The sequence below is a fragment of the Halomonas urmiana genome, assembly GCF_005780185.1.
Classification (GTDB): domain Bacteria; phylum Pseudomonadota; class Gammaproteobacteria; order Pseudomonadales; family Halomonadaceae; genus Halomonas; species Halomonas urmiana.
The window spans coordinates 70,002-90,634 of record NZ_VBUI01000017.1; the positions used below are offsets into that span (position 1 = coordinate 70,002).

Here is a 20,633-nt window from a genome sequence, read left to right on the forward strand (position 1 = left end):
ACGCCCCGCCGGTTAGGCGGGACGCTTTTCCAGTCTGGCATAGAAGAAACCGTCATGACTGTCGGGCTCGGGCAGTAGCTGGCGGCCGACGCCCGAGGCACGGCCCCAGCCCAGGTCGGCCGGCATGGTGGCCTCGGCGTCGGGGGTGCGAGCCAGGAAGGCGTCGATCTGCTCGGCGTTCTCCGCGGGCAGCACCGAGCAGGTGGCGTAGAGCAGGGTGCCGCCCGGGGCCAGCAGCGGCCAGAGGTTGTCGAGCAGGCGGGCCTGCAGTTCGGCCAGTCTGGTGATGTCCGAGGGGCGACGCAACCGCTTGATGTCCGGGTGGCGGCGGATCACGCCGCTGCCGGAGCAGGGCGCGTCGAGCAGGATGGCGTCGAAGGGCGTGCCGTCCCACCAGTCGCGCGCGGTGGCATCGCCCGCCGCCAGGGTCGCGGAGAGCCCCAGGCGGGAGAGGGTGTCCTCGACCCGGGCCAGGCGCACGTCGTCGCTGTCGATGGCCTGCAGGTCGAGGTCGTAGAGCTCCAGCAGGTGGGCGGTCTTGCCGCCCGGGGCGCAGCAGGCGTCCAGCACGCGGGCACCGGGGCGCGGGGCGAGCGACGGGCCGAGCAGCACGGCGGCCAGCTGGGCCGCCTCGTCCTGGACGCTGGCGTGGCCCTCGGCGAAGCCGGGTAGCGTCTCGACGTCGCGGGGTGTCTCGAGGGTCAGGCCGTCCGGGGCATGCAGGCAGAGGCGCGCCTGGATGCCCGCCGCGGCGAGGCGTTCCAGGTACATCTCACGATCGCCGTGGCGACGGTTGACCCGCAGCGTCATGGGGCCGGCGAGGTTGTTGGCCTCGCAGATCGCTCGCCAGTCGTCCGGCCAGGCCTGGCGCAGGGTCTTGAGCCACCACTTGGGGTGCAGCAGGGCCACGGCCGGGTCGCGGTCCACCTCGGCCTGGAGCTCGGCGCTCTCGCGCTGCAGGCGGCGCAGGCATCCATTCAGCACCCGGGTGGCCCACTCCTTGCCGAGCAGGCGCGCGGCGCCGGCGGTCTCGCCCACGGCGGCATGAGCCGGGATGCGCAGGTAGAGCTGCTGGTAAATGCCGAGCAGCAGCAGCGCCTGGACATCGGCGTCGCGGGCCTTGAACGGCTTGGTCAGCAGCGTGTTGGCCAGCACCTCGAGCCTCGGCAGGGTGCGGCAGGTGCCGTAGCAGAGCGCCTTGAATAGGGCGCGGTCCCGAGTGACCACCTGGTGGTCGTCGAGGCCGGTGAGCGAGCCCTTGCCGGCGATCACCGGGGCGAGGGCGCGGGCGGCGGCGGCCCGGACGGCCAGGCCGTTGTCGCGGCGGCTCTCCCGGCCGTGGGGGGCGTGTGTCTGCTGGCTCATGCCGGGCTCTCCTCGTCGTGGTGTCCCAGCCGAGTGCCGGGGGTGAATCGCTCGGCGCGGGCCTTGAGCAGCTCGCGCACCGCCATGGCCTTGCCGCCGGGGAGCTGGGCGCGGCTCACCGCCAGCACCTGGTCGCCCTCCTCGCCGCAGGCGATGCGCAGGGCGTCGGCCGAGGGCGAGAGCAGGGTGCCGGGGCGGGCCGGGGTGGCGTCCGGCGCCGAGGTCTCGCCGTGGGCCATCAGCAGGCGCAGGCGGTCATTGCCCAGCGCGCACCAGGCCACCGGCCAGGGATTGAAGGCGCGGATCCGCGCGGCCAGCTCCGCGGCCGGGCGGCGGAAGTCGAGCTCCGCCTCGGCCTTGGAGAGCTTGGCGGCGTAGGTGACGCCCTCCGCGGGCTGGGGGGTGGCGGCGAGTCGCTCGCCGGCCAGCGCCTCGAGGGTCTGGACCAGGGTCTCGCCGCCCAGGCGCGCCAGGGTGTCGTGGAGCTCGCCGCCGGTGGTGGTGGCGGTGATCGGCGTGCGCTTTATCAGCAGCATGTCGCCGGTATCCAGGCCCGCGTCCATCTGCATGATGGTCACGCCGCTCTCGTCATCGCCGGCCTCGATGGCCCGCTGGATGGGTGCGGCCCCGCGCCAGCGGGGCAGCAGCGAGGCATGCACGTTGAGACAGCCGTGTGGGGGGATGTCGAGCACGGCCTGGGGCAGGATGAGGCCGTAGGCCACCACCACCATGATGTCGGCCTCGAGGGCCGCTAGCTCGGCCTGCACCTCGGGGGCCTTCAGGGTCGCGGGCTGATGGACTGGCAGGTCGTGGCGCAGCGCCAGCGCCTTGACCGGGCTCGGGGTCAGCTTGCGGCCGCGGCCCGCCGGGCGGTCTGGCTGGGTGTAGACGGCGACGACGTCATGACGGCTCGCCAGCAGCGCCGACAGGCTCTCGGCGGCGAAGTCGGGGGTGCCGGCGAAGATGACGCGCAGGGGTCGGGACATGTTGAGGGCCTTGCCAGTGAGCGGTGGCCCTCATGATAACGGAGGCGGCGGGAAACGACGAAGGCCGACGTGCAAACGTCGGCCTTCGAGGGTGGGGGCAGGGCGACACCGCTGGGCGTCACCGGAAGTCAGGCGGGTTGCAGCTGCTTGTGGCGCTTCTGCATCTTCTTCATCACCCGATTCCGCTTGAGCGGCGAGAGATAGTCGACGAAGAGTACCCCTTCCAGGTGGTCGTACTCGTGCTGGATGCAGTGGGCGAGCAGCCCCTCGGCCTCGAGCTCATAGGGCTGGCCGTCACGACCCAGGGCCTTCAGGTGCACCTTCAGGGCGCGCGGGACCTCGGCGTAATACTCCGGGATCGACAGGCACCCCTCCTGCATCGGGTCGCGCTCGTCGCCGATGGGCGTGAATTCGGGGTTGATCAGCACCAGTGGGCTGGAGCGGTCATCGCTGACGTCCATGACGATGACCCGGCGGTGGACGTCCACCTGGGTCGCGGCGAGTCCGATGCCGCTGGCGTCGTACATGGTCTCGAGCATGTCGTCGACCAGGCGACGCACCTCGTCGTCGACCGTCTCGACCGGAGTAGCAACGGTGCGCAGCCGCTCGTCGGGAAATTCGAGGATGGGTAATTTGGCCATGGCGTTGGAATCACCGTTATGCTGTCATTTACAAGATGACACTATTCTAGAAAGGCGCGATCAATGGCGAAACCGTTGAACGTGCATCACATCGACAGTTTCTGACTATACCACGTCGCCATCGTTCCATGGGCGACAGGCGTGGGGCCAGCAACCCGGGGAGAGCAGGGATGAAACAGACAGGATGCGCAGTGCGCTGGTGTCGGCGCCTGAAGGTGGGGCTCGGCGCCGTGCTGATGGGCGGAATGCTCGGCCTGCCCCTGGTCCAGGCGCAGGGGCTCTCCTGGGACGATGGCCTGAGGGGCGATGCCCCGGATCGCTATACCGTGGTGAAGGGCGACACCCTGTGGGACATCTCCGGTCGCTTCCTGCGCCATCCCTGGCAGTGGCCCGAGGTCTGGCAGGTCAACCCACAGATCGAGAACCCCCACCTGATCTACCCCGGCGATATCGTCTACCTCTATGACTGCAACGGCCGACCCTGCCTCGGCCTGGAGCGTGGCCAGGGCGTGGTGCGACTGTCGCCGAAGGTGCGCACCTCGTCGCACCGCGAGGCCATCGAGCCGATCCCGCTGGATGCCGTGCGCCACTTCCTGCGCGATCATCGCGTGATCGAGACCCCCGAGGTGCTGGACGAGCTGGCCTACGTAGTCGCCGGAGACGACGGTCGGCTGGTCAGCGGCCGCGGCGATCGCCTCTATGCCCGCGGTCGCGTCGAGGGCGGCGGGCGCGTCGGCCTCTACCGGGTCGGCGAGCAGTACGTTGACAGCGCCACCGGCGAGTCGCTGGGTCTCGAGCTCGAGAGCGTCGGCGAGGCGCGCCGGCTGCACCAGCAGGACGACATCGTGGTGATGGAGGTGACTGCGTCACGCCAGGAGGTCCGCGACGACGACATCGCGCTGCCCCTCGAGGATCGCCGCCTGGTGACCGAGTTCCTGCCGCGGGCGCCCGACCGCGAGATCGACGGCCGCATCCTGGCGGTGCCGGGCGGCGTGCGCTTCATCGGGCCGCTGCAGGTGGTGGCGCTCGATCGCGGTCGCCGTGACGGCCTGGAAACGGGGCACGTGCTGATGGTCGAGCAGCAGGGCGATCTGGTCGACGACCCGCGCACCGGCGAGCCGCTGCGCCTGCCCGGCGAGGATGCCGGCCTGGTGATGGTCTTCCGGCCCTACCAGAAGATGAGCTACGGCCTGGTGATGGAGACCAACCGCACGCTCTCGGTGGGCGATCGCATCCACAGCCCCCAGCGCCGGCTGGACACGGCGCTGCGCTAGGGGCGCCGCGGCCGCGTTGCAGCCCTGAAGCGCCGTGCAGGCTCACGAGATGCAGTCGCGCGAGTGGCGCGCCCTGGCCCGGCTGCCTGGCATCGGGTCGCGGCGGCTCGGCGAGCTTGTGGCGACGCGTCCCGACTGGCCGGCGGGCTTTCTGGCCGCGCTGCCCCGGGAGGCCGCCACGGCCCTGCGGCTGTGGCTCGATCATCCCGCGCGCAGCCCCCTCACCGCCGAGCTCGACGCCGACGAGGCCTGGCTCGCCGCCGGGCCCGCCCGGCACCTGCTCCATCCGGGGCATCCCCGTTGGCCGAAACTGCTCGACCAGATCGCCGATCCGCCGCCGATGCTCTGGGCGATGGGCGATCTCGCCGCGCTCACGCCACCGCGGCTCGCCATGGTCGGCTCCCGGCGCTCCACCCGCGAGGGGGTCACCAACGCCGGCGGCTTCGCCCGGGAGCTCGCCGGGCGCGGCTGGTGCGTGGTCAGCGGCATGGCGCTGGGCATCGATGCCGCCGCTCAGCAGGCCGCCCTGGAGGCCGGCGGCACCAGCATCGCGGTGCTCGGCTGCGGCGTCGACGTGGTCTACCCGCCGCGTCATCACCGCCTGCATCGGCGGCTACAGGAGACGGGCGGGCTGCTGCTCTCCGAGCATCCCCCCGGCACCCAGGCGCGGGCCGGCTTCTTCCCGAGGCGCAATCGCATCGTCACCGGCCTGTCGCTCGGGGTGCTGGTGGTCGAGGCCGCCGAGAAGAGCGGCTCGCTGGTCAGTGCCCGTCTGGCCCTCGAGCAGAATCGCGAGGTCTTCGCCCTGCCCGGTTCCATCCACAACCCCATGGCGCGGGGCTGCCTGCAGCTGATACGCGACGGCGCCGTGCTGGTGCGCCAGGTCGACGACATCCTCGCCGAACTGAGCCAGTGGGTCATGGAGAATGCCATGGAGAGTGCCGCGGCGAGTGCCGCCGACCCCGGCGCGGCGCCCGGTCCGGCCGAGGCCCGGGAGGACTCGCTGCTGCGCTGGCTGAGCGATACCCCCACCCCGGTGGATGCGCTGGTCTCGCTGACCGGCCGCGGCGTCGCCGACTGCCAGCGCGGCCTGCTGGCGCTGGAGCTCGAGGGGGCCGCGACCCAGGCCGCCGGCGGCTGGGTGCGCCTGCCGACCCGCTCGGGAGCGTGATAGCATACGCCTCCCAGGATGCCGCCTCGCGGCATCGCCAGCCGAGGCGAGGAGACCCATGAACGAGGCCAGCGCGCTTGCCGATACCGTCGCCGCCCTGCGGGCCGGTGGCGTGATCGCCTACCCCACCGAGGCCGTCTGGGGGCTCGGCTGCGATCCCGACGACGAGGCAGCGCTTGCGCGCCTGCTGCGCCTCAAGGCGCGCGATCCGGCCAAGGGCGTGATCCTGGTGGCCGCGAGCATCGCGCAGTTCGCCCCCTGGCTCGAGGGACTGACGGCGGCGCAGCGCGCGCTGCTGGAAGTGAGCTGGCCGGGGCCCACGACCTGGCTGGTGCCCGATAACGGCCGCGCCCATGCTCTGGTGCGCGGCGACCACGATCGCGTGGCGCTGCGCGTCAGCGACCATCCGCTGGTCATCGCCCTGTGCGAGGCCGTCGGCGGCCCGGTGGTCTCGACCTCGGCCAACCGCGCGGGCGAGCCACCGGCGATGAGCGCCGACGAGATCCACCGCGTCTTCGACGACGAGCTCGACGCCGTCCTCGAGGGCGAACTCGGCGGCCTCGAGCGGCCCAGCACCATCCGCGACCTGGCGACCGGCCAAGTCCTGCGTCCCTGATCCATACCCCGATTTTTCCCCAGGAGGCACCGGTGGCCCACGCCCATCTGGACGACGTCAAGACTTACCTGCTCGACCTGCAGGATCGCCTCTGCACGGCGCTGGCCGCCGAGGATGGCGGTCGCTTCCGCGAGGATAGCTGGCAGCGCGAGGAGGGCGGCGGCGGCCGCTCCCGCGTGATCGAGGGGGGCCGGCTCTTCGAGAAGGGCGGCGTCAACTTCTCCCACGTGTTCGGCGCGCGCCTGCCACCCTCGGCCACCGCGGCGCGTCCGGAGCTCGTCGGGCGCAGCTTCCACGCGGTGGGAGTCTCCTGGGTGCTGCACCCGGAGAACCCCCACGTGCCGACCAGCCACGGCAACGTACGTTTCTTCATCGCCGAGAAGGAGGGCGAAGCGCCGGTGTGGTGGTTCGGCGGCGGCTACGACCTGACCCCCTACTACCCGGTGTTCGAGGACGTGGTGCACTGGCATCGAGTGGCCCGCGACGCCTGCGCCTCCTTTGGCGAGACGGTCTATCCGCGCTACAAGGCGTGGTGCGACGACTACTTCACCCTGAAGCATCGAGACGAGACCCGCGGCGTCGGCGGGCTCTTCTTCGACGACCTCAACGAGGAGGGCTTCGAGGCGAGCTTCGCCTTCCAGCGCGCCGTGGGCGACAGCTTCCTCGACGCCTACCTGCCCATCGTGCGTCGCCGTCGCGACACGCCCTTCGGTGAGCGTGAGCGGGACTTCCAGCTCTATCGCCGCGGCCGCTACGTGGAGTTCAATCTGGTGTGGGACCGCGGCACGCTGTTCGGCCTGCAGAGCGGCGGTCGCACCGAGTCGATCCTGATGTCGATGCCGCCCCTGGCGCGCTGGATCTACGACTGGCGGCCCGAGCCGGGCAGCCCCGAGGCGGCGCTCGACGACTATCTGCAGCCCCGTGACTGGTTGGGCGAGGCCGCCCGCGAGGAGACCCCATGATCGATCGCTACTGCGTCTTCGGCCACCCGGTCGGCCACTCGAAGTCGCCGGCCATCCACTCGGCCTTCGCCGAGCAGACCGGCGAACACCTGGAGTACACCGCCATCGAGGCACCGCTGGACGACTTCGCCGGCGCCTGGCGCGCCTTCGTGGCCGAGGGCGGGCGCGGGGCCAACGTTACCGTGCCCTTCAAGGAGGCGGCGTTCGGGCTCTGCGACACCCTGAGCGAGCGCGCCCGCCGCGCCGGCGCGGTGAACACCCTGATCCTCGGCGGCAACGGGCTGACGTATGGCGACACTACTGACGGCGTTGGCCTGGTGCGCGATCTCAAGCGTCACGAAGTGCATCTCGCCGGGGCGCGGATCCTGGTGCTGGGCGCCGGCGGCGCGGTGCGCGGGGTGCTGGAGCCGCTGCTGACCGAGGGCCCGGCGAGCGTGCGAATCGCCAACCGCACCGCGGCCAAGGCCACGGCCCTGGCGGAGGACTTCGGCGACCTGGGCACGATCGGCGGCGGCGGCTTCGCGGCGGTGGAGGGGCCCTTCGATCTGGTGATCAACGGCACCAGCGCGAGCCTCGCCGGCGACCTGCCACCGCTGCCCGACGCGCTCTTCGCCGCCGGGGCGACGGCCCACGACATGATGTACGGCGCCGAACCCACGGTCTTCCTGCGCTGGGCCGCCGAGCGCGGCGCCCGGCCCGTCGACGGCCTGGGCATGCTGGTGGAGCAGGCCGCCGAGTCGTTCTTCCAGTGGCGCGGCAAGCGCCCCGACACCGCCCCGGTGCTCGAGGCGCTGCGCCGCTCGCTGTGAGCGCCGGGCGGCGCTCTCAGCGTCGCTTGGCGTAGAGCCCTCAGCGGCGTTTCACATACAGCCCCACCATGCATAGCGCCACACCGGCCACCGAGGTCAGCATGCCGCCGTTGACCAGCCAGGGATGGCGGTCGACCCAGGGCACGAAGGGCTGGGCGGTCTCGCGGCAGACGCCGGCGCGATAGTCCCAGTGCCCCTCCTGGAGTAGCAGGCAGTTCCGAACGTCTCCCAGTTCGAGGAAGTAGACGCCCATCAACACGAGGATGGGCAGTATCAGCAGTAGCAGTCCGATCTTCAGCATGGGGGGCGCGGGTTCCTTCAGGGGCGTGGGCAGTTGGGGGTGCGGCCGGCCTGGCGGGCCTGCTCATAGCGCGCCATGGCCTCGCCCAGGCCCGCTTCCAGGCCGCCGATGCGCTGGCCGTGGCTGGGGTGGGTGGAGAGCCAGGCCGGTGGACTGGCGCCGCCGGCCGCGCTCATGTTGTTCCACAGCGCGACGCTTTCCCGCGGGTCGAAGCCGGCGTCGGCCATCAGGGTCAGGCCCAGGGTGTCGGCCTCGCTCTCGTGACGCCGCGAGAAGGGCAGCAGGATGCCGTACTGGGCGCCCATGCCCAGCGCCGCCATCATGGTTTCGCCCCCGGCGCCCTGCATGCCGGCAGCCGACGAGATCGCCGACAGGCCGAGCTGAGTGGCGGTCTCGGTGGAGGCTCGCTCGTTGGCATGGCGGGCCAGCACATGGGCGATCTCGTGGCCGATCACCGCGGCGAGCTGGTCCTGGTTGCGGGCGACCTGGAGCAGGCCAGTGTTGATGCCCACGTAGCCGCCGGGCAGCGCGAAGGCGTTGGCCTGCTCGGACGCGAAGACCTTGACCTGCCAGTTCTGGTTGCGCTCCCGCTCGGGCAGGGCACGGACCACCGCCTCGGTCACGCACTGCACATAGCGCAGCGGGGTGCCGCCCACCGTCGGTAGCTCCTGCTGGTACTGGGCGAAGGCCTGGGCCCCCATCTGGTCGAGCTGCTCGTCGGACATCAGGGTCAGCTGCGAGCGTCCGGTGGGCGAGGTGGTACAGGCGGCGAGGCTGACGCTCAGGGCGCCAACGGCAAGCAAATGGGTCCAGCGCATGGAGAGCTCCTATCGGTTCCAGATCACTGAGACTCTGGACGGGGCGTCGAGGTTCGCCACAAGATACCCCGAACGCCGGTGAGGTCAACCGCGAAACATGCACACCCGGAGGAAGCCCTATGGACGCCGAGCTGTCGCGTCGTTTGCTCAAGCTGCTCGATCACCTCGAGCCCTGGCTGCCACCGCCGCCCCAGGAGGTCGACTGGGCGCGTGACGTCGCCGCGCTCTGGCAGCGCCATGCCCTTGGCGGCCGGCTGCTGCCGGTGCCGCCGCGGGACGCCCTGGGGCTCGACGACCTGTTGGGCATCGAGCGCCAGAAGCTCGCGCTGGTCGACAACACCCGTGCCTTCCTGCAGGGGTTGCCGGCCAACCACGCCCTGCTGTGGGGCTCGCGGGGCAGCGGCAAGTCGTCGCTGATCCGCGCCCTGATCAACGGCTTGGCGCCTGAGGGTCTGCGCCTGGTGCAGGTCGATCGTCACGATCTCGCGGCACTGCCGACGCTGGTGGAGCAGCTGCGCCACCAGCCCCAGCGTTTCGTGGTTTACTGCGACGACCTCTCCTTCGAGGGCCACGACGATGCCTACAAGGCGCTGAAGAGCTTGCTCGACGGCGCCCTGACCGGCCCGCCGCCCAACGTGCTGCTCTATGCCACTTCCAACCGTCGCCACCTGCTGCCGGAGTCGATGGGCGACAATGACGCCTCGCGCCTGGTGGGCGACGAGCTGCATCACGGCGACGCCGTCGAGGAGAAGATCTCGCTCTCCGACCGCTTCGGGTTGTGGCTGGGCTTTCACCCCTTCAATCAAGACGTCTACCTGGAGGCCTGCTGTCACTGGGTCACCCAGCTGGGCAGTCGCGAGGACTGGAACGCCGATGCCCGCGCCGAGGCGATCCGCTTCGCCACCCTGCGCGGCGGGCGCAGCGGCCGGGGCGCCTGGCAGTTCGCCACCCAGTGGGTGGGCCGGCGGCGCCTGCACGGCGAGTAGCGATCGGTGGTAGCGGTAAGTGTCGACGGTGCAGCACCAAGTTGGCCCGGTGCCAGCCCTATCCCTGGGGAATCAGGCTGCCGTCCTCGCCTACGCCCAGGCGCACAGTGGGGGTGAGCAGCCCGGCGGGCAGGGTCATGCCGAGTCCGCTCAGGTCCCCCGGGGTAATGGCCAGCTCGCTGCCGGCGGGCAGCTCGCCCTGACGGGCCAGCTGGCGAGCCAGCTCCACCATGGGTGCCAGCTGCTCCCGGTCGCCGCCCAGCAGGTCGAAGGCCACCGGCAGGCGCAGCTTGGCATCATCGCCCGAGGTGAGGGTGACCGACTCCTCGTAGTCGCCGCTCACCGGCTCCACCCCGGGCATATCCAGGCTCCAGCGGAAGCCGGCCATCTCCACCGGGGGCATCCCGGTGGGCAATCCCAGGCCCATGGCCAGGGTCGCCTGCACCGGCAGGCTGCCGGCGCCGAGGCCGGAGGCGATCAGCGAGGTCAGGTCGCTGGTGTCGAGGCGCGCATCCACGGCAAAGGGGCCGATGCGTACCTCCTCCACCCCTAGCGAGGTCACCGCCAGGCGGAAGGCGAACAGGCCGGTCTGGGGGAGCGCCAGGCAGCCGCCGAGCAGGGCGGCCAGGCAGAGCGGGGCGAGTAGGCGCCAGCGGCGCACGAAGTGGCGAAAACGCATCGAGGGATCCTCCGGGAGATCGGTGCTGCAGTGCAGCGCGGATGCGTATTTCAGGGCCAGCGGTTCGCCGCGTCAAGGCATCGGCACTCCTCTCTGCGCGTCTCGGAAGCGGACCTGTCGGCCGTAAACGACACCGCCCGGCCCGTCAGTGATGACGGGCCGGGCGGTGGCAGGATCGGAGAACGGCGCCAGGGCTCAGCGGCGGCTCTTGCGCGCCTCCTTGGTGCGGCCCAGTTCACGCTTCTTGGCCTTCTCTCGGTCGCTGGCCCCCGCCATGTTGTCGTAGGGGTTGTCCCCGGAGCGGAATTCGAAGCGCATCGGCGTGCCGCGCACCTTGAGCACCTTGCGGAAGGTGTTGGTCAGGTAGCGCTTGTAGGCCTCGGGCAGCGAGCTCGTCTGGTTGCCGTGAACCACGATGATCGGCGGATTGCTGCCGCCCTGGTGGGCCATGCGCAGCTTGATGCGCCGGCCGTGGACCATGGGCGGCTGGTGCTGCTCCACCGCGTCCTGCAGGATCGAGGTCAGGCGGTTGGTCGACCAGTGGCAGTTGGCCGAGGCGAAGGCGCGCTCGATGGAGGGGTATAGGTCGCCGACGGCGGTGCCGTGAAGAGCCGAGATGAAGTGCAGGTCGGCGTAGTCGGCGAAGCCCAGGCGGCGCTTGATCTCGGCGCGCATCTTCTCCTTCGCTTCGCTCTCCAGGCCGTCCCACTTGTTGACTGCGAGCACCAGGGCGCGGCCGCTGGTCAGCACGTAGTCGAGCAGGTGCAGGTCCTGCTCGACCAGGCCGGAGCGAGCATCCAGCACCATGACGGCGACATGGCACTCCTTGATCGCCTCCAGGGTCTTGATGATCGAGAACTTCTCATAGGTCTCTCGCACGCTCCTGCGGCGACGCACCCCGGCGGTATCCACCAGCACGTAGGGCTTGCCGCGGCGCTCGAAGGGGATCTCGATGGCATCGCGGGTGGTGCCGGCCTCGTCGAAGACCACCACCCGCTCCTCGCCGAGCAGGCGGTTGACCAGGGTCGACTTGCCCACGTTGGGGCGGCCGATGACGCCGATGCGGATGCCCTTGGTGCCGGTGTCGGCGGGGATGCTCTCGTCGCGGGCCGGGAAGGGCGTGAGCACCTCCTCGATCAGCGTGGTGACGTTGCGGCCGTGGGCGGCGGCGATGGCGTGGGGATCGCCCAGCCCCAGCTGCCAGAAGTCGGCCATGGCGCTGTGCTCTTCCAGGCCGTCGACCTTGTTGACCACCAGCCAGGTCTTCTTCTGGTTGACCCGCAGGTGGTTGGCGATGGCCTCGTCGGCGACGTTCAGACCGGCGCGGGCGTCGACCAGGAACAGCACGATGTCCGCCTCGTCGATGGCGGCCAGCGACTGCTCGGCCATGGCCGCGTCGATGCCCTCCTCGTCGCCGCTGATGCCGCCGGTGTCGATCACCGTGTAGGCCTTGTCGCCGAGCATGCCGTTGCCGTACTTGCGGTCACGGGTCAGGCCCGGGAAGTCGGCCACCAGGGCGTCCCGCGAGCGGGTCAGGCGGTTGAAGAGGGTCGACTTGCCGACGTTGGGACGGCCGACCAGGGCGATCACCGGGGTCATGGGCGAAGCTCCAGGGCGTCCAGGGTGCCGTCGTCGGCCAGCGCGTATACGCGGCGACGATCGGTGAGCGGGCGCACGCTGAGGCCCGAGCCGTCGATGCGGGTGCGACCGACGATCTTGCCCTCACGAGCGTCAAGCAGGTGCAGGTAGCCCTCGGCGTCGCCGACCACCAGGTGGTCGGTGGCGAAGGCCGGGGCGGTGAGCGAGCGACCCTCGAGGGCCTCGTTGCGCCAGAGCTCGTTGCCGTTACCGGCATCCACGGCGATGACGTGGCTGGCCTCGTCGATCACGAACAGGAAGTCGCCCACCAGGATCGGGGTCAGGTAGCTGGAGAGCTCCCGGGACCACAGCACCTCGCCGGAACGGGCGTCCAGCGCGGCCAGGCGGCCGTTGTAGCTGGTGACGAACAGGCGGCCATCCTGGGTCAGGACCGGCTGGCCGGCCAGGTCGACCAGGCGGTCGATCTCGCTTTGCCCCTGGGGGACGGCGATGCGGCGATCCCACAGCGGTTGGCCGCTGCGATTGTCCAGGGTCACCAGGCGGCCGTTGGCGAAGCCGGCGAAGGTCACCTGATCGATCACCGTGGGCGTGCCGGTGCCGCGCAGGCTCAGCGAGGGGCGCGGGCCGCTGTAGACCCAGCGCTCGTCGCCGCTGTCGCGATCCAGGGCCGTGACGCGCCCGTCGACGGCCTGCACCACGAGCAGCTCGCGGCTGGCCTGGGGGGCGGCGAGCACCTCGCTGGTGACCCGGGCGCGCCACTGGACACGGCCGTCGGCCTGGTCGAGGGCGAGCACCTCGCCGTTGCGGGTGGCCAGGAAGAGGCTGTCGGCCATGGCGGTCAGGCCGCTGGAGACCGGGGTGTCGAGCTCGACCTCCCAGCGGGTCTCGCCGGTGTCGGCGTCCAGGGCCTCGATCAGGCCGCGGCCGTCGGCGGCGAACAGCGTGTCACCCTCCTGGGCGGGCGCCACCGGGTAGCCGGCGTCGCTGAGCCCCTTGCCGACGCGCTCGCTCCACAGGGTGTCCATCTCGGTGGTGACCGTGATGTCGGTGAGCTCGCGCGGGGCGTACTCGGGCTCGGGTGTCCCGGCACAGCCGGCCAGCACGGCCAGGGCCGCGCCGGCGGCGATCAGCAGGGTGGCTCTCATAGGATGACCTCCTCGGTGCCGAGGTCATCCAGCTTGAGCTGGACGCCGTAGAGCGGTTGATTGTGCTGCTCGGCGAGGGAGAGGGCCTCCTGCCAGGCCTGGCGCGCCTGATCGACGCGCCCCAGGGCATGCTGGGCATCGCCGACCACCTCGGCACGCTGCGCCGCGAGGGCCTCGGGCACGCCCTCCAGGGTGGTCAGGGCGGTCTCGGCCTCGCCCTCGACGAGCTGCAGGCGGGCCAGGCGCAGGCGGGCCAGGCCCTCGAGATAGCCGCGTTCGCTCTCCTCGATCACCGCCTCCAGGGCGGCGCGGGCGCGCGCCCGGTCGTCCGCCTCGACGGCCAGGCGGGCGTCGAGCAGCCGGGCGAGGTCGGCGTAGAGGGTCGTGCCGTGCTCGTCGGTGATCTCGGTCACCAGCTCCTCGGCGCGACGGCGGGCGTCGTCGCCCAGCTCGTCGCGGCCGGTGAGGTCGACCAGCTGCTGGTAGCGCAGCGAGGCGGCCTCGCTCTGGCCGGCCTGGTAATCCTGCCAGGCGTTCCAGCCGAACACGCCGGCCGCCGCGATGGCGGCGCCGGCGATCAGCGAGGTGCCGTTCTCCTTCCACCAGCGCTTGATGGCCTCAAGCTGTTCTTCCTCGGTTCTCAGCTCCGCCACGGGCGGTCTCCTTTGATGCGGGTGTCCGTCAGGCGAGTGACTCGCCGTTCAGCAGGGATGTCAGGGTGTCGACGAGCGCGGCCCGGGGCAGGCGCTGTTGTTCGCGCTCCTCGCGCAGGAACTTCAGGGTCACGCTGCCCTCGGCCAGCTCGTCTTCGCCGAGCAGTAGAGCCAGGCGGGCCCCGCTCTTGTCGGCCTTCTTCATGCGGCTCTTGAAGCTGCCGCCGCCGCAGTGCAGCTGGGCGCGCAGCTCGGGCAGCGCCTCGCGCAGGCGCTCGCCGAGCAGCAGGGCCGGACCGGTGGCGGCCTCGTCCATGGGCAGCAGGTAGACGTCCAGCGCGCCGCGGGCCTCGGCGGGCACGAGCTCGAGGGTCTCGAGCAGCAGGATCAGCCGCTCGATGCCCAGCGCGAAGCCCACCGCCGGGGTCGGCTTGCCGCCGAGCTGCTCGACCAGGCCGTCGTAGCGGCCGCCGGCACAGACGGTGCCCTGGCTGCCGAGCGCGGTGGTGGTCCACTCGAAGACGGTGCGGCCGTAGTAGTCCAGGCCGCGCACCAGCCGCGGGTTGATCACGTAGGCGATGCCGGCGGCGTCGAGCATCGCGCAGAGCCGCTCGAAGTGCTCGCGGGATGCCTCGTCGAGGTGATCCATCAGCTTGGGCGCGCCCTCGATGACTTCGGCCATCGCCGGGTTCTTGGAGTCGAGGATGCGCATCGGATTGCTTCCCAAGCGACGCTTCGAATCCTCGTCCAGTACTTCCGCATGCCGCTCGAAGTAGGCCACCAGCAGGTCGCGATAGGCGGCGCGGGCATCCATGGAGCCCAGCGAGTTGAGCTCCAGGGTGACGTGCTTGTCGAGGCCGAGCTGCTGCCACAGCCGCGCCGAGAGCAGGATCACCTCGGCGTCGATGTCCGGTCCCTCGAGGCCGAAGGTCTCCACGCCGATCTGATGGAACTGGCGATAGCGGCCCTTCTGGGGGCGCTCGTGGCGGAACATCGGCCCCTGGTACCACAGCCGCTGGGTCTGGTTGTGCAGCAGGCCGTGCTCCATGGCGGCCCGCACGCAGCTCGCCGTGCCCTCGGGGCGCAGCGTCAGGCTGTCGCCGTTGCGGTCGTCGAAGGTGTACATCTCCTTCTCGACGATGTCGGTGACCTCGCCGATGGAGCGCTTGAACAGCGCGGTCTGCTCGACGACCGGGGTGCGGATCTCGTCATAGCCGTAGCGGCCCATCAGCGCGCGCACCTGGCCCTCGAAATACTGCCAGAGCGGGGACTGCTCGGGCAGCAGGTCGTTCATGCCACGAATGGCCTGGATCTTCTTCTGATTCGTGTCGGTCTTGCTCACTGCTTGCTCCTTGTGGGGGCGCCGGCTCAGGCGTCCCGGGCGATCACGTCCTGCTCGGCCTGCTGCTTCTCGCGGACCTTGTCGCGGATCAGCCGCTCCAGATCGTCGACCAGATGGTCATTGCGCAGCTTGCTGGCCGGCTTGCCGTCGAGGTAGACGAGGTTGGCCGGGGAGCCACCGGTCAGGCCGACGTCGGTTTCCTTGGCCTCTCCCGGGCCGTTGACCACGCAGCCGATGACCGAGACGTTCAGCGGCGTCATGACGTCCTCGAGGCGCTCCTCGAGGGCGTTCATGGTGCCGATGACGTCGAAATTCTGGCGCGAGCAGCTGGGGCAGGCGATGAAGTTGATGCCCTTGGCCCGCAGCTTGAGGCTCTTGAGCATGTCGAAGCCGACCTTGATCTCCTCGACCGGATCGGCGGCCAGCGACACGCGGATGGTGTCGCCGATGCCGTCCATCAGCAGCATGCCCAGGCCAATCGATGACTTGACGGTGCCCGAGCGCAGCCCGCCCGCCTCGGTGATGCCCAGGTGCAGCGGCTGTTCGATGCGGGTGGCGAGCTGGCGGTAGGCGGCCACGGCCATGAAGACGTCGGAGGCCTTGACGCTGACCTTGTACTCCTGGAAATCCAGGTGGTCGAGGTGGTCGATGTGGCGCATCGCCGACTCGACCAGTGCCGCGGGGGTCGGCTCGCCGTACTTCTTCTGCAGGTCCTTCTCCAGGGAGCCGGCGTTGACGCCGATGCGGATCGGGATGCCGTTGTCCCGGGCGGCGCTGACCACGGCGCGCACGCGCTCCTCGCGACCGATGTTGCCGGGGTTGATGCGCAGGCAGTCGACGCCGAGCTCGGCGACGCGCAGGGCGATCTTGTAGTCGAAGTGGATGTCGGCGACCAGGGGTACCTCGACCTCGCGCTTGATGCGCCCGAACGCCTCGGCGGCGTCCATGTCGGGCACGCTGACGCGCACGATGTCGGCGCCGGCGGCCTCCAGCTGGCGGATCTGGGCCACGGTGGCGGCCACGTCCAGGGTATCGGTGTTGGTCATGCTCTGGACGGAGATGGGAGCGTCGCCCCCGACCGGCACCTTGCCGACGTGGATCTGGCGCGACTTGCGACGAACGATGGGGGATTGTGCGTGCATGATGACGGAATCATTCTCCCAGAGTGAAGCGGGCGACGTTGTTGGCGCCGGCCCGGGCCGTAAGGTCGACGGGCTCGCCGCCCCAGCTCAGTTCGACGCCGGTGGCGTTGCCCACGGTCAGGCGAAACGGCGGCGTGCCCTCGACCCGGGCCGAGGTGCCGGGCTGCTGGAGGCCGACGAAGATACGTTGGTTGTCGGCATCGAAGATCTCGGTCCAGGACTGCTCGTTGAAGGTCAGCTCCAGCACGCTGGTGTCGACGGCCTCGGTCGCCTCGTCGGCATCGCTGGCGGCAGCGACATCGCTTGCCGGAGCATCGCCCGGTTCGGTGGCCTGCGTCGTGCCCTCGGACGCGCTCTGCACGGAGCTCGCTTCGCCGCCGGCGGTCGACTCGTCGGTGCCCTCGGCGGGCGCCTGAGCCGCGTCGTCGGCCGGGGTAGACGCTTGCGCCGGCGCGGCGTCGGAGGCGCTCTCATCGACCAGCCCGAGGTCGCTATCCTGCTCGGGCAGCGGCGGCAACTCGTCGGCGGCGGGATCCTCGGTGATGGTGGTGCTGCCGTCGAGGCTGTCCACCGCCACCGGCCCGCTGTCGCCGGGGGTGGGCGGCTGGCTGCCGCCGCGGCTCTGCCACCACATCAGCGTCAGGCCGATCATGCCGGCGATCACCAGCAGGGTGACCAGGCGGAACAGCCAGGCGCCGAGCCGCGAGGGCGGCCGGTTGATCTGCACGGGGGTGACCCGCTGCTCGACGTCCGCGCTGCCGAAGTGCGTCTTGTAGGCGTCGAGCACCGCGAGGTCGTCGATGCCCAGCAGCTGGGCGTAGCTGCGCAGGTAGCCGCGGCGATAAGCAGGGACGGGCACTTCCTCGTAGTGGTCGTTCTCCAGCCCCTGGATCACCGCCGGGCGCAGGTTGAGGGCATCGGCCACCTCCTCGCGATCGAGGCCCTGGGCCTCGCGCTCGCGACGCAGCAGTTCGCCGGGCGAGGCCAGGCGGGGCGCGGTCTCGGCGGCATCGTCGTTATGAATGTCGCTCATGTCTGAGCATCCTTCGTCAGGAAACGGTGGTCAGGGCCCGGCACGGGTGCCCTCCAGCTGATCGGCGTAGAAGTCGGCGGTCGCCGCGTCGCCGCGGCGGCGGGCCACGTCGCGGGCCAGGCGCAGGGCCTCGACCCGGGGGCCGGCCAGGCGCATGTAGCGCTCCAGCTGCTGTTCGGCGCGCTCGAGGTTGCCTTCAGCGGCTTCGAGTTCGGCCAGCAGCAGGTAGCTGCGCGCGGCGCGCGGATCGATGGCCTGGGCGCGGGCGAGGCTCTGGCGAGCGGCGGTGACGTCGCCCATCTCGAGGCGGCACTGGCCGAGGTTGGCGAACAGCTGGCCGCGATTCGCGTACTGGGTGTCCTCTGAGGCGCGCTCGAGCTGCTCGCAGGCCTCGGCAATGCGGCCCCGATCATACAGGAAGGCGGCGTAGTTGTTGCGCGTACGGGTCAATGTCGGGTCGGCCTCGATGGCGCGGCGGAACATCTCGCCGGCCAGTGCGCCCTCGCCCTGGCGTTGGTGGACCATGGCCATGGCCTGCAGCGCCTCGGCATCGCCGGGGTCGATCTGAAGGGCGCGGTCCAGGGCGTTCATGGCGCGGGGCAGGTTGTCGCGCTCCAGGTAGGCCGCGCCGAGACGGGTGTAGGCCTCGGCGGCGTCGCCGCCGTCGTCCGCGGGCAGGTTGGTCTGGGTGGCGCAGCCGGACAGCCACAGCGTGCCCAGCAGCATGAGGGCGGCGGGTAACTGCCGAAGGCCGATCATGCACGGGCAAGGGGTCATGGCATCCTCTCTAGATAGACACGCAACCGACGGCCGCGGGAGGCGTTCGACACGCGGCCGATGGTGAAAAAAAGCCCGTCCATCAAAGCGCCGAGACCGGGTGAAGTCAAGGCGCCCCCGCTCAGTCGGCGTCGATCTGGATCGACTGGATGTAGCGTGCGTGGCGCTTGGTGCGATCCTTGACGCGGCCCACCAGCTGGCCGCAGGCGGCATCGATGTCGTCGCCGCGGGTGGAGCGGATCAGGGCCGTGTAGCCCAGCTCATAGAGCCACTGCTGGAAGCGCATCACCTGGTTGCGTGACGGCTTCTCGTAGCCCGAGTGCGGGAAGGGATTGAACGGGATCAGGTTGATCTTGCACGGCAGCTCCTCGAGCAGGGCGGCGAGCTGCTCGGCATGCACCTGCTGATCGTTGACGTCCTTGATCACCGTGTACTCGATGGTCACCTGGCGCGTGTCGTGGCACTTGGCCAGATAGCGCTGGCAGGCATTGAGCAAGCTGCGGATGTTGTACTTGCGGTTGAGCGGCACCAGCTCGTTGCGCAGCTCGTCGTTGGCGGCGTGCAGCGAAACGGCGAGGCTCACGTCGAGCTCGTCGCCGAGCTTGTCGAGCATCGGCACCACTCCGGAGGTGGAGAGCGTGACGCGGCGCTTGGAGAGGCCGTAACCGTCGTCGTCGAGCATCAGCTTCATCGCCGGCACGACGTTGTCGTAATTCATCAGCGGCTCGCCCATGCCCATCATCACCACGTTGGTGACGGGGCGGTTGGCGGTGTCGCGGCGCGGCCCCACGCTGCGCTGAGCCACCCACACCTGGCCGATGATCTCGGCGGCGGTGAGGTTGCGCTGGAAGCCCTGCTTGCCGGTGGAACAGAAGCTGCAGTCCAGCGAGCAGCCGACCTGGGAAGAGACGCACAGGGTGCGGCGCTTGCCGTTGTCGGCGGGGATCAGCACCGTCTCCACGTAGCTGCCGTCTTCCACTTCGAGCACCCATTTGCGGGTGCCGTCGCTCGACGAGCCCTCGTAGACCACGCCCGGGCCGCGAATCTCGGCGACCTCGGCCAGGCGAGTCCGCAGCGCCTTGGAGAGGTTGGTCATGGCCGCGAAGTCGTCGCAGCCCTCGATGTGGATCCACTTCAACATCTGGGCGGCACGAAACTTCTTCTCGCCGATGGAGAGGAAGAAGGCTTCCATCTCCTCGCGCGTCATGCCGAGCAGGTTGGTGAGTCGGGGAGCAGTGGTGGCGGTCATGGTGGTCAGCGCTTCGGTGGGGCAGGGCGGGGGTGAGCACACCCCCGCGGGAGAGGCGGGATCAGCGTGCGCAGATCTCGTCGGCCTCGAAGAAGTAGGCGATCTCGCGCTCGGCGGATTCCGGGGAATCGGAGCCGTGCACGGCATTGGCGTCGATGGTCTCGGCGAAGTCGGCGCGGATGGTGCCGGCGGCCGCTTCCTTCGGGTTGGTGGCGCCCATCAGGTCACGGTTCTTGGCGATGGCGTCCTCACCCTCGAGTACCTGCACGATCACCGGGCCGGAGGTCATGAAGCCGACCAGATCCTTGAAGAAGGGGCGCTCCTTGTGCTCGGCGTAGAAACCGCCGGCCTTCTCCTCGGAGAGCTGCATCATCTTGGCGGCCACGATCTTCAGGCCGCCCTTCTCGAAACGGCTCTCGATCTCGCCGATCACGTTCTTGGCAACGGCGTCGGGCTTGATGATGGACAGGGTGCGCTGGTTAGCCATGGGGCATGTCTCCGGTTGGAATCGGGCTAGCCACGGATGGGGCTAGCGTAGGATGGAAGCTGTGGTCGTCGTGGGACGCGACATCGGCGTCTTGCGACGAGGGATAGCGCCGCGCCGTCCGCGGCTCCGCTGTCGGGAGCGTGGGACGGCGCGGCGAATCGGATAAAGTGACCGGCGGCCGGCGATCCGGCGCGGTTCGCCGATGGGGCGAAGATTATACCGCCCCGAGCCGACGTTGAACAATCGTTCAGATCCCGACGCCGATCACACGCTGAAGCTCTCGCCGCAGCCGCACTCGTCCTTGACGTTGGGGTTGTTGAAGCGGAAGAAGCGGTTGAGCCCCTCGGTGACGTAGTCGACCTCGCTGCCGTCGAGCATCTCCAGCGCCTCGGGGGCGACGAAGACGGTCACGCCGTGCTCCTCGAAGCTCACGTCGTCGTTGGCGGCCTCGTCGGCGAAGTCGAGCACGTAGCTGTAGCCGGAGCAGCCGCTGGGCTTGACCGAGACCCGCAGGCCCAGGCCGTGGCCGCGTTCGTCGAGCACCCGGTGGATCTGCTCGGCGGCGGACGTGCTGATCGAAAGATGCGCCATGGTCTCT

At 70.2% G+C, this 20,633-nt stretch carries 22 protein-coding genes; 6 read left to right on the forward strand and 16 right to left on the reverse strand.

Annotation, left to right across the window (positions count from 1 at the left end):
• Window positions 1-12 precede the first annotated feature (12 nt).
• The 3 genes from rsmB to def form a co-directional block, all read right to left on the reverse strand.
• Window positions 13-1,365, reverse strand: a complete 1,353-nt coding sequence (gene rsmB / locus FEI13_RS11930) for a 16S rRNA (cytosine(967)-C(5))-methyltransferase RsmB (RefSeq protein WP_138181746.1) — start codon at window positions 1,363-1,365, stop codon at window positions 13-15.
• Window positions 1,362-2,351, reverse strand: coding sequence for a methionyl-tRNA formyltransferase (gene fmt, locus FEI13_RS11935; protein WP_138181747.1), 990 nt, complete (start codon window positions 2,349-2,351; stop codon window positions 1,362-1,364). The genes rsmB and fmt overlap by 4 nt, the downstream gene beginning before the upstream one ends.
• Window positions 2,352-2,479: 128 nt before the next feature.
• Complete coding sequence (gene def, locus FEI13_RS11940) at window positions 2,480-2,992, reverse strand: peptide deformylase (RefSeq protein ID WP_138181748.1); 513 nt, start codon at window positions 2,990-2,992, stop codon at window positions 2,480-2,482.
• A gap of 170 nt (window positions 2,993-3,162) precedes the next feature.
• On the opposite strand from def, the gene FEI13_RS11945 reads away from it, so the two are divergent.
• From FEI13_RS11945 to aroE, 5 genes are read left to right on the forward strand one after another with little or no spacing between them, the layout of a single operon-like run.
• A complete protein-coding gene (locus FEI13_RS11945) occupies window positions 3,163-4,266 on the forward strand; it encodes a LysM peptidoglycan-binding domain-containing protein (protein ID WP_138181749.1) in 1,104 nt (367 codons plus the stop codon).
• A gap of 49 nt (window positions 4,267-4,315) precedes the next feature.
• On the forward strand, window positions 4,316-5,437 hold the full coding sequence (gene dprA / locus FEI13_RS11950; RefSeq protein WP_138181750.1) for a DNA-processing protein DprA: 1,122 nt from the start codon (window positions 4,316-4,318) through the stop codon (window positions 5,435-5,437).
• Window positions 5,438-5,495: 58 nt separating this feature from the next.
• Entirely contained in the window at window positions 5,496-6,053 is a 558-nt protein-coding gene (tsaC, locus tag FEI13_RS11955) for an L-threonylcarbamoyladenylate synthase type 1 TsaC (protein ID WP_138181751.1), read from the forward strand.
• 32 nt (window positions 6,054-6,085) lie between these two features.
• Entirely contained in the window at window positions 6,086-7,015 is a 930-nt protein-coding gene (gene hemF / locus FEI13_RS11960) for an oxygen-dependent coproporphyrinogen oxidase (RefSeq protein ID WP_138181752.1), read from the forward strand.
• Window positions 7,012-7,824 carry a shikimate dehydrogenase gene (gene aroE, locus FEI13_RS11965; RefSeq protein WP_138181753.1) on the forward strand — a complete coding sequence of 271 codons (813 nt, stop codon included), beginning with the start codon at window positions 7,012-7,014 and terminating at the stop codon, window positions 7,822-7,824. The genes hemF and aroE overlap by 4 nt, the downstream gene beginning before the upstream one ends.
• Before the next feature lie 40 nt (window positions 7,825-7,864).
• On the opposite strand, the gene FEI13_RS11970 is transcribed toward aroE, so the two are convergent.
• Both FEI13_RS11970 and FEI13_RS11975 read right to left on the reverse strand, forming a co-directional pair.
• Complete coding sequence (locus FEI13_RS11970) at window positions 7,865-8,125, reverse strand: hypothetical protein (protein ID WP_138181754.1); 261 nt, start codon at window positions 8,123-8,125, stop codon at window positions 7,865-7,867.
• A gap of 17 nt (window positions 8,126-8,142) precedes the next feature.
• Window positions 8,143-8,943 (reverse strand): M48 family metallopeptidase, encoded by an 801-nt coding sequence (locus tag FEI13_RS11975; protein WP_138181755.1) that lies wholly within the window; start codon window positions 8,941-8,943, stop codon window positions 8,143-8,145.
• A 119-nt stretch (window positions 8,944-9,062) separates the two neighbouring features.
• Between FEI13_RS11975 and FEI13_RS11980 the strand changes: the two genes are divergently transcribed.
• Window positions 9,063-9,929: an ATP-binding protein gene (locus FEI13_RS11980; protein ID WP_138181756.1), complete on the forward strand. Its 867-nt coding sequence runs from the start codon at window positions 9,063-9,065 to the stop codon at window positions 9,927-9,929.
• A 58-nt stretch (window positions 9,930-9,987) separates the two neighbouring features.
• Here FEI13_RS11980 and FEI13_RS11985 read toward each other — a convergent pair whose 3' ends face one another.
• From FEI13_RS11985 to FEI13_RS12035, 11 genes are all read right to left on the reverse strand, one after another.
• Complete coding sequence (locus FEI13_RS11985) at window positions 9,988-10,608, reverse strand: hypothetical protein (protein ID WP_138181757.1); 621 nt, start codon at window positions 10,606-10,608, stop codon at window positions 9,988-9,990.
• A gap of 195 nt (window positions 10,609-10,803) precedes the next feature.
• On the reverse strand, window positions 10,804-12,207 hold the full coding sequence (der, locus tag FEI13_RS11990) for a ribosome biogenesis GTPase Der (RefSeq protein ID WP_138181758.1): 1,404 nt from the start codon (window positions 12,205-12,207) through the stop codon (window positions 10,804-10,806).
• Complete coding sequence (bamB, locus tag FEI13_RS11995) at window positions 12,204-13,352, reverse strand: outer membrane protein assembly factor BamB (protein ID WP_138181759.1); 1,149 nt, start codon at window positions 13,350-13,352, stop codon at window positions 12,204-12,206. Before bamB ends, der begins: the two co-directional genes overlap by 4 nt.
• Window positions 13,349-14,005 carry a YfgM family protein gene (locus FEI13_RS12000; RefSeq protein ID WP_138181760.1) on the reverse strand — a complete coding sequence of 219 codons (657 nt, stop codon included), beginning with the start codon at window positions 14,003-14,005 and terminating at the stop codon, window positions 13,349-13,351. The genes bamB and FEI13_RS12000 overlap by 4 nt, the downstream gene beginning before the upstream one ends.
• 28 nt (window positions 14,006-14,033) lie before the next feature.
• Complete coding sequence (hisS, locus tag FEI13_RS12005) at window positions 14,034-15,347, reverse strand: histidine--tRNA ligase (RefSeq protein ID WP_138181761.1); 1,314 nt, start codon at window positions 15,345-15,347, stop codon at window positions 14,034-14,036.
• A gap of 26 nt (window positions 15,348-15,373) precedes the next feature.
• On the reverse strand, window positions 15,374-16,489 hold the full coding sequence (gene ispG / locus FEI13_RS12010; RefSeq protein WP_138181762.1) for a flavodoxin-dependent (E)-4-hydroxy-3-methylbut-2-enyl-diphosphate synthase: 1,116 nt from the start codon (window positions 16,487-16,489) through the stop codon (window positions 15,374-15,376).
• A 10-nt stretch (window positions 16,490-16,499) separates the two neighbouring features.
• Complete coding sequence (locus tag FEI13_RS12015; protein WP_138181763.1) at window positions 16,500-17,522, reverse strand: RodZ domain-containing protein; 1,023 nt, start codon at window positions 17,520-17,522, stop codon at window positions 16,500-16,502.
• A 30-nt stretch (window positions 17,523-17,552) separates the two neighbouring features.
• Complete coding sequence (pilW, locus tag FEI13_RS12020; protein ID WP_138181764.1) at window positions 17,553-18,299, reverse strand: type IV pilus biogenesis/stability protein PilW; 747 nt, start codon at window positions 18,297-18,299, stop codon at window positions 17,553-17,555.
• A gap of 121 nt (window positions 18,300-18,420) precedes the next feature.
• Window positions 18,421-19,548, reverse strand: a complete 1,128-nt coding sequence (gene rlmN / locus FEI13_RS12025) for a dual-specificity RNA methyltransferase RlmN (RefSeq protein WP_138181765.1) — start codon at window positions 19,546-19,548, stop codon at window positions 18,421-18,423.
• A gap of 61 nt (window positions 19,549-19,609) precedes the next feature.
• Complete coding sequence (gene ndk, locus FEI13_RS12030) at window positions 19,610-20,035, reverse strand: nucleoside-diphosphate kinase (RefSeq protein WP_108445441.1); 426 nt, start codon at window positions 20,033-20,035, stop codon at window positions 19,610-19,612.
• 264 nt (window positions 20,036-20,299) lie between these two features.
• Window positions 20,300-20,626: a HesB/IscA family protein gene (locus FEI13_RS12035; protein WP_138181766.1), complete on the reverse strand. Its 327-nt coding sequence runs from the start codon at window positions 20,624-20,626 to the stop codon at window positions 20,300-20,302.
• Window positions 20,627-20,633 lie beyond the last annotated feature (7 nt).

Excerpts from the sequence above, each read along its gene's own strand:
- rsmB (WP_138181746.1), bottom strand. The coding sequence starts at position 1,365 with ATGAGCCAGCAGACACACGCCCCCCACGGCCGGGAGAGCCGCCGCGAC.
- fmt (WP_138181747.1), bottom strand. The coding sequence starts at position 2,351 with ATGTCCCGACCCCTGCGCGTCATCTTCGCCGGCACCCCCGACTTCGCC.
- def (WP_138181748.1), bottom strand. The coding sequence starts at position 2,992 with ATGGCCAAATTACCCATCCTCGAATTTCCCGACGAGCGGCTGCGCACC.
- FEI13_RS11945 (WP_138181749.1), top strand. The coding sequence starts at position 3,163 with ATGAAACAGACAGGATGCGCAGTGCGCTGGTGTCGGCGCCTGAAGGTG.
- dprA (WP_138181750.1), top strand. The coding sequence starts at position 4,316 with ATGCAGTCGCGCGAGTGGCGCGCCCTGGCCCGGCTGCCTGGCATCGGG.
- tsaC (WP_138181751.1), top strand. The coding sequence starts at position 5,496 with ATGAACGAGGCCAGCGCGCTTGCCGATACCGTCGCCGCCCTGCGGGCC.
- aroE (WP_138181753.1), top strand. The coding sequence starts at position 7,012 with ATGATCGATCGCTACTGCGTCTTCGGCCACCCGGTCGGCCACTCGAAG.
- FEI13_RS11970 (WP_138181754.1), bottom strand. The coding sequence starts at position 8,125 with ATGCTGAAGATCGGACTGCTACTGCTGATACTGCCCATCCTCGTGTTG.
- FEI13_RS11975 (WP_138181755.1), bottom strand. The coding sequence starts at position 8,943 with ATGCGCTGGACCCATTTGCTTGCCGTTGGCGCCCTGAGCGTCAGCCTC.
- FEI13_RS11980 (WP_138181756.1), top strand. The coding sequence starts at position 9,063 with ATGGACGCCGAGCTGTCGCGTCGTTTGCTCAAGCTGCTCGATCACCTC.
- FEI13_RS11985 (WP_138181757.1), bottom strand. The coding sequence starts at position 10,608 with ATGCGTTTTCGCCACTTCGTGCGCCGCTGGCGCCTACTCGCCCCGCTC.
- der (WP_138181758.1), bottom strand. The coding sequence starts at position 12,207 with ATGACCCCGGTGATCGCCCTGGTCGGCCGTCCCAACGTCGGCAAGTCG.
- bamB (WP_138181759.1), bottom strand. The coding sequence starts at position 13,352 with ATGAGAGCCACCCTGCTGATCGCCGCCGGCGCGGCCCTGGCCGTGCTG.
- ispG (WP_138181762.1), bottom strand. The coding sequence starts at position 16,489 with ATGCACGCACAATCCCCCATCGTTCGTCGCAAGTCGCGCCAGATCCAC.
- FEI13_RS12015 (WP_138181763.1), bottom strand. The coding sequence starts at position 17,522 with ATGAGCGACATTCATAACGACGATGCCGCCGAGACCGCGCCCCGCCTG.
- pilW (WP_138181764.1), bottom strand. The coding sequence starts at position 18,299 with ATGACCCCTTGCCCGTGCATGATCGGCCTTCGGCAGTTACCCGCCGCC.
- rlmN (WP_138181765.1), bottom strand. The coding sequence starts at position 19,548 with ATGACCGCCACCACTGCTCCCCGACTCACCAACCTGCTCGGCATGACG.
- ndk (WP_108445441.1), bottom strand. The coding sequence starts at position 20,035 with ATGGCTAACCAGCGCACCCTGTCCATCATCAAGCCCGACGCCGTTGCC.
- FEI13_RS12035 (WP_138181766.1), bottom strand. The coding sequence starts at position 20,626 with ATGGCGCATCTTTCGATCAGCACGTCCGCCGCCGAGCAGATCCACCGG.